Genomic DNA, 13,720 nt, shown 5'->3' with positions numbered 1-13,720 from the left:
GTGACTCGCCGCCCTCCCCCGCCGGTTCAGAACGGGCTTCCGCCGAATTTGTAGGAGACCTGCATGTAATAGCGGCGGCCGACGGCATCGAACCACGAGCTGTTGTAATAGGGATAGCTCGCATGGCTCGGATCCTCGACCGGCCCGCGATCGAACAGATTGTTGACCGTGCCCGAAATCCGCAGGCGATCGGACAGCTCATATTGCGCCGAGAGGTTGAACCACAGGCTGGCCGGGATCTTGCCGTCCCAGTTCCAGTTGGTCATTTCGCCGGTCCGCAGGCCGGTGAGCGTCGCGGTGAAGCGCGGCAGGTTCAGCGTGACATAGGCCTTGCCCTTGTCGCGCGGGATTTCATAGCCGTTGAGCGGCAGGAACTGATCCAGCGTCGGATCGCCCGGATACTGCGTCACCGTGTGGTTGAGCACATAGGTGTAGCTGGCGCCGAGCGAGATTTCGAACCCGCCGAACGGAATGCGCCCGTTGACGGCGACATCGATCCCGTCGGTCGTCTCCTCCGAAACGTTGATCGGCACGACATTGATCAGCCGCAGCTCGCCGGTCGATGCGCCGCTCTGATAGCGCTGGACGCGCGCCAGCGCATCGGTGCAGGTCGGCGAGCCGGTGTCGACGGCGTTGCCGTTGATATCGGTGCCCAGCCGGCAATTGGCTTCGTCGATCAACAACTGGTTGGTGCTCAGATTGCGCACCTGGTTTTCCATGCGGATGTGGAAATAATCGACCGACACGTCGAAATTCCGGCTCGGCGCCCACATCGCGCCCGCAGTGATCGAGCGCGCGGTTTCGGGCAGCAGGTCGCGATTGCCGCTGCGTTCGCTGATAAAGCCTTCGTAGCGCGTGTTGACGCAATCGGCGAGCGTCGGGTTCGCCTGTTCCTGGCGGCAATTGTAATAGTCGGCACCGCCACCGTTCACCGTGCCCGGACCGCGATAGACATAGTGCAGGTCCGGCGCACGGAACCCGGTACCGATCGCGCCGCGGATCAGCACGGTCTCCAGCGGGCGGAACTCGGCGCCGATATTGTAGGTGAACTCGCCGAAATTGTTGCCCGCATAATTATAGTGATCGTAGCGCCCCGCCCCGGTGAGCGAGAGCATGTCGAACACCGGCACGCGCAGCTCGCCGCCGATGCCCCAATGATCGCGCGTGCCCGCACCGTCCGAATCGCGGATGCCGACATAATATTGGGTCAGCGCCTTGGGATCGGGGTTCACGTCATATCCGGCGTTGCCGAATTCCGCGACGGCGGCAAAGCCGACCGGACCGGCGGGCAGCTCGATCAGGCTGGAATTGCTGATCGTCGCCTGGACATTATTCACCCAGGTCTTGGGGTGATAGACCGTAAACTCCTGGATCGAAGCATATTCCGCCGGCGTCAGCGGCGTGAACAGCCGCGTCGGATCGGCGTCGAACCGCTGATAGCCGGTGGTGTTGCCCGGATCGTTTACCGGCTGGCCGAGGAAGAAGTCATTGGCCTTGTCGATGACGATTTCGGGCCAAGCCATGCGCGAGCTGTATTCGGCGTGGTTGTAATAGGCCTCGTAATCCCATTGCGAGCTGCCGCCGAAGCTGCCGCGCACGCCCGCGGTGATGTTGTAGGTGTCCGATCGGTTGGTGATCGACGCATTGTCGAACCCGCCCGTCTCTTCGGGCGTGAAGGTGCGATACCAGCCGTCGAGCTGATCGAGCCAGTAGGTATCGATCGCGGGAAGATATTGCGGGTTGTAGAACAGCCCCTCTTCATTCCCGTCGGGCGCGACATAATACCAGCTCTTGAATCCGTTGAAGAGCTTGAGGTCCGAATATCCGTACTGCCCGTCGACGAACAGCTCCATGTCGTCGCTGATTTCCCAGGTCGCGGCGCCGTAGAGGTTGATCTGCTCGCGATCGGACAGGATCTGGCCATAGGCGATCGCTTCGTTGCTGCCGCAGAAATAGCCGTCGGTCGCGGCATAGCCGTTGGCGACGTCGAACCCGTATCCCGCGCGCGGCGCGTAATAGGTCGTGCCTTCATTGGTGAAGCCGAGCGCGTCGCAGGTCGACTGGCCCGGATCGATGTAATAGCCGCCCGAATCGTACCGCATGAAATTGCGATATGCGAGCGGCGTGCTGGTCGTCGGATTGTCGGCGGTCGAATCCTGGATCGAGCGTTCGAAGCCCCAGAGCGGCTCCTGCTTGCGATATTCGGCGCCCACCAGCACCGTCAGATCGCCCGCGCGGAACCCCGTGCTGCCCGAAATGCGATAGGATTCGCCGCCGCCGTCTTCGGTGAGACCGAACTGCGCGTCGATCCGTGTGCCGTCCGGCTCCTGCTTGAGCTGGAAATTGACGACGCCCGAAATCGCGTCCGATCCGTAAATCGCCGATGCCGCGCCGCTCAGCACTTCGACGCGCTCGATCAGGCCGATCGGGATGTTGGAAATATCGGCGACGTTGCTGTTGCCGCCATAGGGCATCGGGAAATCGGCGATACGGCGACCGTTGACCAGCACCAGCGTGTGGTTCGGCCCCAGCCCGCGCAGGTCGACCTGCTTGGCGCCCGGCGTGAAAGTGTTGGCGCCGTAGCTCTGCGTGCTCTGCGTCTCGCCGTTGTTCTGCGTCACCGACGCCATCAGCTCGGGGATGTCCTGATAGCCCTGCCGCAGGATGTCGTCGGCATCGATGACAAGGACGGGCGCGGGCCCCTCCAGCTCCGTCCGCGGAATGCGCGAGCCGAGGACGACGATCGGATCGCCGAGCATTTCGTCGTCCTGACCGACCGTCGATTGCGTCGGCAGGCCGCTGTCCTGCGCCAGCGCCGCCGTCGGTGCGATGGCGAGAAGGCTGGCGCCCGTCAGCGCGGCGGTGAGAATCTTTCGGCGCATCTATTTTCCCCCTTGGTGCGCAAGCGCGAATACCCGAGTTTCCGCCCCGCATCGCGAGTGCGGCAGTGCCTGTCGGCGCCCCTCTCCCAGCGCCCTTACAGGTCGCGACCGACGGTGCGGATCGTGCAAACTACGGATATTGCGTTGTTTTCCCGCGCGGCTTGCCCCGACACACGTCGTTCGAAAAACTATACGCAGGGATAGGCAGGGAAACGGTCAAAGACAGAAGCAGAACCGACAAATTTCCGCGCTATACGGAAACATTCGACAGATTCTGTTTCTGTGATGCTGTTCGGGCAGCCGCGAATCGCGAAATCCGGCGTCCGCTCAATCGGGAATGGGCAGCGCTCCGCCCGACTTGACCGCACTCAGCACCACACAGGTCTTGAACGTCTTGATCGGATGCCGGTCGTAGAAGAATTCGCGCGTGAACTGGTCATATTCGTCCATGTCGCGCGCGACGATGAACAGCACGAAATCGGCGTCGCCGGTGATGTAATAGGCCTGGGTGATCTGTGGCGTGTTGCGGATGTCCTGATTGAACCGATCGATGACGCCGCGATCCTCACGGTCGAGCGTGACCATCACCAGCGCCATGATGTCGAACCCCAGCGCGCGCGGCGAAACCACGGCCGAATCGCGTTCGATCACGCCGTCGCTGCGCAGCTTCTTGCGGCGTTTGAGCGCCGCCGTCGGGGAAAGGCCGCATGCTTCGCCGAGTTGCTCAGCAGTCAGCAACGCATTTTCCTGAATCGCCTGGAGGAGCCTCCGGTCAGTCTTGTCGATTTTCCGCAATCCGTCCTCCGTTGCGCAGTATGCGACTGTTTTTGTCGCATGTAATGAAATTATCGCCGATCCCGTCGCTTGTATCTGCTTAGCCTTGATGCGTCGAATCGCGTCGCACTTCGCGCCGTGCCGCAGGGGGCGGTAGGCTGCGGCGACCAGTTCGACCCGGGAGATATGTAGATGCGTGTTCAAACCCTTGTCGCCGCCGCGCTGGCGCTGCTGCTCGCCGCCCTGCCCGGCCTTGCGCAGGCACGGGACGGCGACGGCTATCGCTATTACAGCGCCGGGGATGTGAACGCCGAGCGCGGGGGAACGCCATCGCTGGGGTTGATGCTGATCGGCGGCGCCGACTGGAGCCCGCAGGCCTGGCGCTGGTTTGCCGAAAAGAGCGGCAACGGCCATCTCGTCATCCTGCGCGCATCGCAGGACGGCAGCGACGGCGAATGGCTGATGGACGAGATCGGCGGCTTCGCTTCGGTCGAAACGCTCGTCTTTTCCAGCCGCGAAGCCGCCTATGATCCGCGCATCGCAGAGATACTCGATCGCGCCGACGGCATCTTCATCGCGGGCGGCGACCAGTCCAACTATGTCCGCTTCTGGAAGGACACGCCGGTTGCCGAGGCGCTCAACGCGCATGTCCGCAAGGGCCGCCCGATCGGCGGCACCAGCGCCGGCCTCGCGATCCTCGGCGGCACCGGCTACGGCGCGATGGCACCCGAAGCAGTCGCTTCCACCGAAGCGCTCGCCGATCCCCGGGGCGACAAGGTGACTCTGGTCGACAAATTCCTCGACGTCCCCTTCCTCGCCAACGTCATCACCGACACGCATTTCAGCGAGCGCGACCGGCTCGGCCGCCTCGTCGCCTTCGTCGCGCAGGCGCGCGCAGCGGGCAAGGAAGATACGATCGGCCTGGGCATCGACGAAGACACGGCGCTCTGCATCGAAGCCGATGGCACTGCCCGGCTGTTCACCACCAGCGACGGCCATGCCTGGCTCGTCCGCCCGCAAGGCGCCCCGCGCTTCGCGGATGACGGCACGCTTGGCTGGGACCGCGTCACGCTGACCGGCATTGGCCCGGACAGCCGCGTCGATTTCAATGATATCACCGTCACCGACCCTGCCTTCGCCGCCGATGCGCGTGTTGCCGACGGTGTACTGAGCGGCGTGCCGACCCCGAACCGGCCGCGCTGGGCGATCGCGATCCACGGCGGCTCCGGGGTGATCGAGCGCGGCAGCCTGCCCCCCGAAATGGACCAGGCCTATCGCGAAAGCCTTGAGAAGGCGCTGGCAGTCGGTTCCGAAGTGCTCGCAAATGGCGGATCGAGCGTCGACGCCGTCGAAGCGACGCTGCGCGTGCTCGAGGACGATCCGCTGTTCAACGCCGGCCGCGGCGCGGTGTTCGATGCCGAGGGCCGCAACCAGCTCGATGCGTCGATCATGGACGGCAACACGATGCAGGCCGGCGCGGTCGCGGCGGTCAGCACCACGCGCCACCCGATCACGCTCGCCCGCGCGGTGATGGACAAGTCACGCCACGTGATGCTTTCGGGCGAAGGCGCCGATCAGTTCGCCCGCGAACAGGGGATCGAGCAAGTCGATCCGGGCTATTTCCGCACCGAGCATCGCTGGCAGCAGCATCTCGAATGGAAACGCGATCATCAGTCCGCGCTCGCCAGCGATCCCACGCATCGCTTCGGCACGGTCGGCGCAGTCGCGATCGACCAGAACGGCCACCTCGCCGCGGCGACGTCGACCGGCGGGCTGACCGGCAAGCGCTGGGGTCGCATCGGCGACTCTCCGATCATCGGCGCGGGCACCTATGCCGCCGATGGCCGCTGCGCGGTATCGGGCACCGGCACGGGCGAATATTTCATCCGCGAAAATGCCGGGCGCCAGGTGTGCGACCGCGTCGCCTGGAACAGTGAGAGCATCGGCGAGGCGGCCCGCAACACGATCGGCGCGATCGGCGCGCTGGGCGGTGACGGCGGGCTGATCACGATGGACGGCAACGGCCGCATCGCCTTCGCCATGAATACCGAGGGCATGTATCGCGGCGCCGCCACCAGCGAACACGCCCCCCGGGTCGCCATCTATGCCGACGAAGTGATCGACGGCACCGAGTGAGCCGGCGCCGCGCCGGCTATCCGTAAAGACCTTCCCACAGAGGAACATCGAATGAGCATTGCCGACCAGAAGCCCTCGACCATCGCGGTATGGGCGGGGGAAGAGAAGCCGCTCGCCTTCGGCGCGGCGCAGGTGCCGATCGTCCAGAGCGCGCCCTTCGCCTATGACGATATGGACACATGGGCCGAAGTCGCGCTGGGCAATGCCGAAGGGCATATCTACAGCCGCAACACCAACCCCACCGTCGGCGTGTTCGAGGAAAAGTGCCGCATCCTGGAGGGCGGCGAAAAGGCGATTGCCTTCGCCAGCGGCATGGCGGCGATTTCGAACACGTTGCTCGCGCATCTTTCGCCGGGCGACCGCGTGGTTTCGATCCGCGACAGCTATGGCGGCACCAGCCGCATCTTCCTCGACCTGCTGCCGCGCATGGGCATCGACGTCGAGCTGGTAGAGACCAGCGACGGCGACGCGATCGAGGCGGAGATCGCGCGCGGTTGCAAGCTCGTCTATCTCGAAACGCCGACCAATCCGACGCTCAAGATCATCGACCTGCGCCGCGCCATCGCCACCGCGCAGGATCAGGGCGCAATCACCGTGGTCGACAACACCTTCGCCACGCCGATCAACCAGCGCCCGCTGACGATGGGCGCCGACATGGTGCTCCATTCGGCGACCAAATATCTCGGCGGCCATGACGATGCGATGGGCGGCGTGCTGATCGGCAGGGAGCCGCTGGTGCGCACCGTGTACGAACATCGCGAGATTTGCGGCGCGGTGCTTTCAGCCTTTTCCGCCTATCTGCTGCTGCGCGGCATGAAGACGCTCGACCTGCGCGTGCGCAAGCAGAACCAGACCGCGATGGCGGTCGCGCGCTTCCTGGCGGCGCATCCCAAGGTCGAAAGCGTCTTCTATCCGGGGCTCGAAACCCACGATAAGCATGACGTCGCCAAGCGGCAGATGAGCGGCTTCGGCGGGATGCTCAGCTTCTCGATCGACGGCGATTTCGACATGCTCAAGCGCTTCGTCGGGCATCTCCACTATGTCCACCGCGCCGCGAGCCTCGGCTCGGTCAACACGCTGATCGGCCCGCCCTCGGTGACCAGCCATGTCGAATGCTCCGCCGAACAGCGTGCGCAGCTCGGCATTTCCGAAACGCTGCTGCGCTATTCGTGCGGCGTGGAGGATGCCGACGATCTGATCACCCAGCTCGACGAGGCGCTCGCGGTGCTGTGAGGTGTGGCGACCGGCATCACCATGCCGGTCGCCCGCCACAGACGGCCCCAAATTTCGCTGTCCTACACGCCCCGATCCGTGCCACCACGGCCGGGCTCTTTGATTGTAGAATATCCTTCTCGCTCGCGCGCCCGCGCGCGTGCAAGCGTGCGTACGCGCGTTACGTCGCGACCCGATGCGAACTTGGCACGCATTTCCGCGGATTTTGTCGCAGCGTCCATTCGGGCCCGGGACAGGCGCTTCGGCTCCGGTCAGTCGCGAGTCACGGTGCAGCGATAGCCGAACGGATGGCTGCGCTTCGCGTCATCGCTTGCGAAACGCACGTAGGCGGTGTTCTCGTCCCAATCGAGCTCGCCGTCGGCATCGAGCGTCGTGATGCGCAGCGCTTCGCCATCCACGCCGAGACGATCCTGCCCCAGAAAGATGGCGCGCACCGTCCCCGGCTCTCTCAGAAAGACCCCACCCGATATATCCGCTTCGCGCCCGGAAAAGGTCGCCTTGCCCTCCAACGACCATGGCAGCGTGGCATCCGCATCATCGCGCTGGGTCAGGCGCGCGGACAGGTCGACGCGCGAAACTTCGATCGAGGAATAGGCGCTGCGTGCGGGCGGCGCGGCATCGGCGAGGTCGAAACGGCATGCAAGCTCGGCGGTGCGATACTCCGTCCCGGGCAGGAAATATCGTGTGCCGGCATAGGTCAGCGCCCCGATCGCGAGCGCGCTTGCGATCTGCCACACGCGCCCTCTGTCCGCCATCAATGCCTCCGCTTTCGCCATTGCCGCGTCCGAAGCCGCAACATGACCGCATCGCGGGCCGCCGTCCATACGCCTCGCGCAATCGAGTCAGGCGGGTTCCTGCACCGGCGCCAGATCGCGCGCCTTGGCCTTTGCACGCCAGGCATGGAGCAGCGGCTCGGTATAGCCGTTGGGCTGCTGCGTCCCTTCGAACACCAGCGCGCGCGCCGCCTGAAAGGCGAGGCTGGCATCGGGATCGGGTGCCATCGGGCGATAGGCCGGGTCGGCCGCATTCTGCCGGTCGACGACTTCGGCCATGCGCAGCAATGCGGCATCGACGGCTTCGGCCGAACACACGCCATGCGCCAGCCAGTTGGCCATATGCTGCGAGGAAATACGCAAGGTCGCGCGGTCCTCCATCAGCCCGACATCATGGATATCGGGCACTTTCGAACAGCCGACGCCCTGATCGACCCAGCGCGACACATAGCCGAGAATGCCCTGCGCATTATTGTCGAGCTCGTCGCGGATTTCCTGATCGGACCAGTTGACGCCCTCGGCGAAGGGCACGGTCAGCAGCTTGCCGAGCGGCGCGACAGCCTCGGCGGCGCGATCGGTCTGGCGGGCGAAGACGTCGACCTGGTGATAGTGGATCGCGTGGAGCGTCGCGGCGGTGGGCGACGGCACCCAGGCGGTGTTGGCGCCCGACTTCGGGTGGCCGATCTTCGCCTCCAGCATGTCCGCCATGCGATCGGGCGCGGGCCACATGCCCTTGCCGATCTGCGCCTTGCTCGAAAGCCCGCAGGCGAGCCCGATCTGGACGTTGCGATCCTCGTACGCGGTCAGCCAGTCGCTGGTCTTCATCGCGCCCTTGCGGATCATCGGCCCGCCCGCCATCGCGGTGTGCATCTCGTCGCCGGTCCGGTCGAGAAAGCCGGTGTTGATGAACATGATGCGGTGCTTCACCGCTGCTATGCACGCGGCGAGATTGGCCGACGTCCGCCGTTCCTCGTCCATCACACCGATCTTGATCGTGTGCCGGTCGAGCCCCAGCAAGTCCTCGACCGCGTCGAACAGGTCGTTGCTGAACGCGGCTTCGGCCGGCCCATGCATCTTGGGTTTGACGATATAGATCGATCCTTCGCGGCTATTGGCGAAACGGCCGGTGCGCTTCAGATCGTGCATCGCGATCAGGCTGGTGAACACCGCGTCGAGCAGCCCCTCATGCGCCTCGTCGCCCTCGGCCGTCAGAATCGCGGGCGTCGTCATCAGATGGCCGACATTGCGCACGAACAACAGGCTGCGGCCGGGCAGCGTCACCGTGCCGCCATCGGCGCCCGCATATTCGCGATCGCCGTTGAGCCGCCGCGTGAGCATCTTCCCGCCCTTCTCGAACGTCTCTTCGAGGTCGCCTTTCATCAGGCCCAGCCAGTTGCGATAGGCGGCCGTCTTGTCCGCCGCATCGACCGCCGCGACCGAATCCTCGAGGTCGCAGATCGTGGTGAGCGCCGATTCGAGGATGACGTCGGCGATCTTCGCCGGATCGGTCCTGCCCACCGGGTGCTCGGGATCGAAAACGACTTCGATGTGCAGGCCGTTGTGGCGGAACAGCGCGCCCTTCTCGCTCTTGCCGACATATTGCGCCGGATCGGCGAGCGGAATGCCGCTGTCGCTCGGATCGGTGAGGTCGGCCCATTTCATGCCGGTGAGCGGCACCGCTTCGTCGAGAAATGCCTTGGCACGCGCGATCACCTGCGCGCCGCGCTCGGGATCATATCCGCCCGGCTTGGCCTCGCCCGGAATCGCATCGGTGCCGTAGAGCGCGTCATAGAGGCTGCCCCAGCGCGCATTGGCGGCATTGAGCAGGAAGCGTGCATTGAGGATCGGCACGACGAGCTGCGGCCCGGCGATGGTCGCGACTTCGGGGTCGATATTCGCGGGATCGACCGTAAAGGGCGCGGGCTCCTCGACCAGATAGCCGATCTCCCGCAGATGCGCCTCATGCGCGGCGGCATCGAAGGGCTTGCCCGCCCGCGCGCGATACCAGTCGTCGATCTGGCCCTGCATCGAATCGCGGATCGCCAGCAGCTCGCGATTGCGCGGCGTGAAGTCGGCAAGGAGTTTCGCCAGCCCGCTCCACAGCGCGTCCGCCGATACGCCGGTGCCCGGCAGCACTTCGTCCTCGATGAACGCGGCAAGGCCGGCGTCGATGGTCAGGTCTGCGCGGGTAAGCGTGGTCATGGGAATTCCTTGGGAGGGGTCTTGGCATGCGATTTCAGAATGATCGTCATGCTGAACTGGTTTCAGCGTCCAACCAGCAACAAGCGCCGGTGCCCGTTGGAGAGTGGCCCCTGAAACGCGAACAGGGAGACGCGTGCTAGATGAAATGCGCTCTCGGCACGCTCCAACCGCCGTTTGCCCTGAGCCTGTCGAAGGGCTGTTCTGCTTTTCCAACGTGGCGAAAAGGCAGAACGGCGCTTCGACAAGCTCAGCGCCAACCGGGGGGTGCGGGAAACCGAAAGCAGGTCAGCCGACGCCGCTCTCGCAACGGCGCCGGCTAGCTCTTGGTCAGCCCTCGATCCGGCCCAGCCGGTGATAGAGCGCGGCGTACTTCACCGATTCCGGCTTGTCCTGCACTTCCTTGAGGTAATGCAGGACCGCAGTGCGGATGAGGCTGAAATCCTCGGTCGAAAAAGCGGCGCGCGGGCGCATTTGAGTCATCTGGTTCATCGGTCGATCCTCTTCGTCGGTCATGGGTGGTATCCTCTCCCCCCGATTTCGGTTCAGGCGGCGGCGAACTGGTTCATCGTATTGTGTTCGCCACCCGCCTTGAGCGCGGCTTCCTTCGCAAAATATTCCTTGTGATCATCGCCGATGTCGGAGCCGGCCATATTCTGGTGCTTCACGCAGGCAATGCCCTCGCGGATTTCCTTGCGCTGGACGTTGCGGACATAGCCGAGCATGCCTTCGGCACCGAAATATTCCTTCGCCAGATTGTCGGTCGACAGCGCGGCGGTGTGATAGGTCGGCAGCGTGATCAGGTGATGGAAAATCCCCGCCTGCGCCGCGGCGTCGCGCTGGAAGCTCTGGATGCGCTTGTCCGCTTCGACCGCCAACTCCGAGCCGTCATAATCGACGCTCATCAGCCGGTCGCGGTCATAGGCTGAAACATCCTTGCCTTCCTCGGTCCAGGCATCGAACACCTGCTGGCGGAAATTGAGCGTCCAGTTGAACGAGGGCGAGTTGTTGTAGACCAGCTTTGCGTCGGGCACGGCGTCGCGGATACGGTTCACCATCCCGGCGATCTGCTGGACATGCGGCTTCTCGGTCTCGATCCACAGCAGGTCGGCGCCGTTCTGAAGCGACGTGATGCAATCGAGCACCACCCGATCCTCGCCAGAGCCCTTGCGGAACTGGAACAGGTTCGAGGGCAGCCGCTTGGGCTTCATCAGCTTGCCGTCGCGGGCGATTACGACATCGCTCGACTTGAGATCGGTGAGGCTGACTTCCTCGCAATCGAGGAAGGCGTTATACTGGTCGCCCAGATCGCCCGGCTCGCTGCTGAACGCGATCTGCTTGGTCAGCCCCGCGCCGAGCGAGTCAGTGCGGGCGACGATGACTCCGTCCTCGATGCCCAGTTCCATGAAGGCATAGCGGCAGGCGCGGATCTTCGCGAGAAAGTCCTCGTGCGGCACCGTCACCTTGCCGTCCTGATGGCCGCACTGCTTCTCGTCGGACACCTGGTTCTCGATCTGCAGCGCGCAGGCGCCGGCCTCGATCATCTTCTTGGCGAGCAGATAGGTCGCCTCAGCATTGCCGAAACCGGCATCGATATCGGCGATGATCGGCACGACATGCGTCTCGTAATTGTCGATCGCCGATTCGAGCCGCTTGACCTCCATCTCGTCGCCATTGCTGCGCGCGGTGTCGAGGCTGCGGAACAGCATCCCCAGCTCGCGCGCATCGGCCTGACGCAGGAAGGTGTAGAGCTCCTCGATCAGTGCAGGGACGCTGGTCTTTTCGTGCATCGACTGGTCGGGCAGCGGCCCGAATTCGCTGCGCAGCGCGGCGACCATCCAGCCGGAGAGATAGAGGTAGCGGCCCTTGGTCGATCCGAAATGCTTCTTGATCGAAATCATCTTCTGCTGGCCGATAAAGCCATGCCAGCAGCCGAGCGACTGGGTGTAGTTGGCCGGATCGGCGTCATAGGCCGCCATGTCCTGCCGCATGATCTTCGCGGTGTAGCGGGCAATGTCGAGCCCGGTCTGAAACCGGTTCTGCAGCCGCATCCGCGCGACCGCCTCGGCTTCGATGCCGCCCCAGTTGGCGTGGGTGCCGATCGTCTTGTCGGCTTCGGCGGTGATCGTGCGGTAGCTCATGACTGGCCTCATGTTGAAACGCGTGAAGGGTGAGACGCCGAGCTAGGCCGATGGTTGCGCCGCCGGGAGGGGTTTCGCGGTCATCTTGTCAAACTTTACAGAATTTGCTTGTAAAGTTGTGCAGCACTCACAAGGGCTTGAGAAATGGCCAATAGCAAGTCGATCTATATGGGCCCGCGGCTCAAGCGGTTCCGCCGCGAGCTGGGGCTGACGCAGGGGCAGATGGCGACCGATCTGGAGATCTCGCCCAGCTATGTCGCGCTGCTCGAACGCAATCAGCGGCCCTTCACCGCCGACATGCTGTTGCGGCTGGCGAGGACCTACAAGGTCGATATCGGCACCTTCGCCGACGATGGCGGCGCCGAAACCGCATCGCGGCTGCAGGGGCTGCTGAAGGACCCGATCTTCGCCGATATCGATTTACCGCCGCTCGAAGTCAGCGATTGCGCGACCAGCTTTCCCGGCATTTCCGAGGCGCTGCTGCGGCTCTACACGACCTATCGCGAGGAGCAGCTCGCCTTTGCCGACCGCCAGGCCGAAGGCAGCGGCGAAAGCGACGCGCCCGATCCGGTGGGTGAGGCACGCCGTTTCCTCACCGCGCGACGCAATTGCTTTCCCGCGCTCGACGACGCAGCCGGGCGGCTCGCCGAGCTTGCCCCCGGCTATGACGGCGCCGTGGCCTATCTCAAGGAAAAGCACCGGCTGCGCGTGCGCCGCTTCGGCCCCGATCTGATGATGGGCCTCGTCCGCCGCTATGATCGCCATCGCGAGGAAATCTGGCTCTCCGACACGCTCGACCGGTCGAGCGCGACGTTTCAGCTCGGGCTCCAGCTCGTCTATCTCGAACTGCGCGACGCGATCGAGGCGCTGATCGCCGAAGCGAGTTTCGATACCGACAATGGCCGCCGCCTGCTGCGCAAGGCGCTCGCCCGCTATGCCGCCGGCGCATGGATGATGCCCTATGCCGATTTCGCCCGCGAGGCCGAAACGCGCGGCTATGACATCGAAGCGCTCGCCCGCCATTTCGGCGCGAGCTACGAACAGACCGCGCATCGCCTGACCACGCTCCACCGGCCGGGGCAGGAGCGCGTGCCCTTCTTCTTCATCAAGGTCGATCCGGCGGGCAATGTGCTCAAGCGCCTGGATGGCGCGGGCTTTCCCTTCGCGCGGCACGGCGGCGGCTGTCCGCTCTGGTCGCTTCACCGCGTCTTCGCCAGCCCGCGCCGGATCGTCACCCAATGGGTGGAACTGCCCGACGGCCAGCGCTTCTTCTCGATCGCGCGCACCGTCGATGCCGGCGGCGGCAGTTTCGGCGCGCCGAAGGTCGAACGCGCCGTGGCGCTCGCCTGCGCACAGGAACATGCCGACAAGCTGGTCTATACCCGCGCCGATCCGTCGCTCTCGCCCGATCGCGCCACGCCGATCGGCGTCGGCTGCCGCCTGTGCCAGCGCGCCCATTGCCTCGCCCGCGCCGCGCCGCCGATCGGCCGCGAGATCAACCGCGACGATTATCTCGACGCCAACGAACCCTTCGCGGTGTCGGTGGAATGATAGCGCCGGACGCATATCCCCGTTCGGGCTG

At 64.6% G+C, this 13,720-nt stretch carries 9 protein-coding genes; 3 read left to right on the top strand and 6 right to left on the bottom strand.

Going from position 1 to position 13,720, the window contains the following annotated elements; translation table 11 throughout:
- Positions 1–26 precede the first annotated feature (26 nt).
- Both G5C33_RS05690 and G5C33_RS05685 read right to left on the bottom strand, forming a co-directional pair.
- Positions 27–2,882 carry a TonB-dependent receptor domain-containing protein gene (locus tag G5C33_RS05690; protein ID WP_165326333.1) on the bottom strand — a complete coding sequence of 952 codons (2,856 nt, stop codon included), beginning with the start codon at positions 2,880–2,882 and terminating at the stop codon, positions 27–29.
- A 327-nt stretch (positions 2,883–3,209) separates the two neighbouring features.
- Complete coding sequence (locus tag G5C33_RS05685) at positions 3,210–3,677, bottom strand: Lrp/AsnC family transcriptional regulator (RefSeq protein ID WP_165326332.1); 468 nt, start codon at positions 3,675–3,677, stop codon at positions 3,210–3,212.
- Between the two features lie 171 nt (positions 3,678–3,848).
- Between G5C33_RS05685 and G5C33_RS05680 the strand changes: the two genes are divergently transcribed.
- Positions 3,849–5,792 (top strand): isoaspartyl peptidase/L-asparaginase, encoded by a 1,944-nt coding sequence (locus G5C33_RS05680; protein WP_165326331.1) that lies wholly within the window; start codon positions 3,849–3,851, stop codon positions 5,790–5,792.
- Positions 5,793–5,843: 51 nt separating this feature from the next.
- Positions 5,844–7,025, top strand: coding sequence for a cystathionine gamma-synthase family protein (locus G5C33_RS05675; RefSeq protein WP_165326330.1), 1,182 nt, complete (start codon positions 5,844–5,846; stop codon positions 7,023–7,025).
- Positions 7,026–7,276: 251 nt separating this feature from the next.
- Here the strand turns inward: G5C33_RS05675 and G5C33_RS05670 are convergent, their stop codons facing one another.
- The 4 genes from G5C33_RS05670 to G5C33_RS05655 all read right to left on the bottom strand — a co-directional run bounded on the left by G5C33_RS05670 (position 7,277) and on the right by G5C33_RS05655 (position 12,138).
- Positions 7,277–7,780: a hypothetical protein gene (locus G5C33_RS05670; RefSeq protein ID WP_165326329.1), complete on the bottom strand. Its 504-nt coding sequence runs from the start codon at positions 7,778–7,780 to the stop codon at positions 7,277–7,279.
- Between the two features lie 87 nt (positions 7,781–7,867).
- Entirely contained in the window at positions 7,868–10,000 is a 2,133-nt protein-coding gene (locus G5C33_RS05665) for a malate synthase G (protein ID WP_165326328.1), read from the bottom strand.
- 327 nt (positions 10,001–10,327) lie between these two features.
- Positions 10,328–10,513: a hypothetical protein gene (locus tag G5C33_RS05660; protein WP_165325322.1), complete on the bottom strand. Its 186-nt coding sequence runs from the start codon at positions 10,511–10,513 to the stop codon at positions 10,328–10,330.
- Positions 10,514–10,542: 29 nt separating this feature from the next.
- The gene (locus G5C33_RS05655) at positions 10,543–12,138 is read right to left on the bottom strand and encodes an isocitrate lyase (protein WP_165326327.1); all 1,596 of its coding nucleotides are present in this window, start codon (positions 12,136–12,138) and stop codon (positions 10,543–10,545) included.
- A gap of 144 nt (positions 12,139–12,282) precedes the next feature.
- On the opposite strand from G5C33_RS05655, the gene G5C33_RS05650 reads away from it, so the two are divergent.
- Positions 12,283–13,689 (top strand): helix-turn-helix domain-containing protein, encoded by a 1,407-nt coding sequence (locus G5C33_RS05650; protein ID WP_165326326.1) that lies wholly within the window; start codon positions 12,283–12,285, stop codon positions 13,687–13,689.
- The last annotated feature ends 31 nt before the right edge of the window (positions 13,690–13,720 follow it).

It is taken from the genome of Sphingosinithalassobacter tenebrarum (assembly GCF_011057975.1).
Lineage (GTDB): Bacteria > Pseudomonadota > Alphaproteobacteria > Sphingomonadales > Sphingomonadaceae > Sphingomonas > Sphingomonas tenebrarum.
The sequence above is the reverse complement of the archived record's forward strand: the minus strand, read 5'-3'. Positions and strand labels throughout refer to the sequence as shown.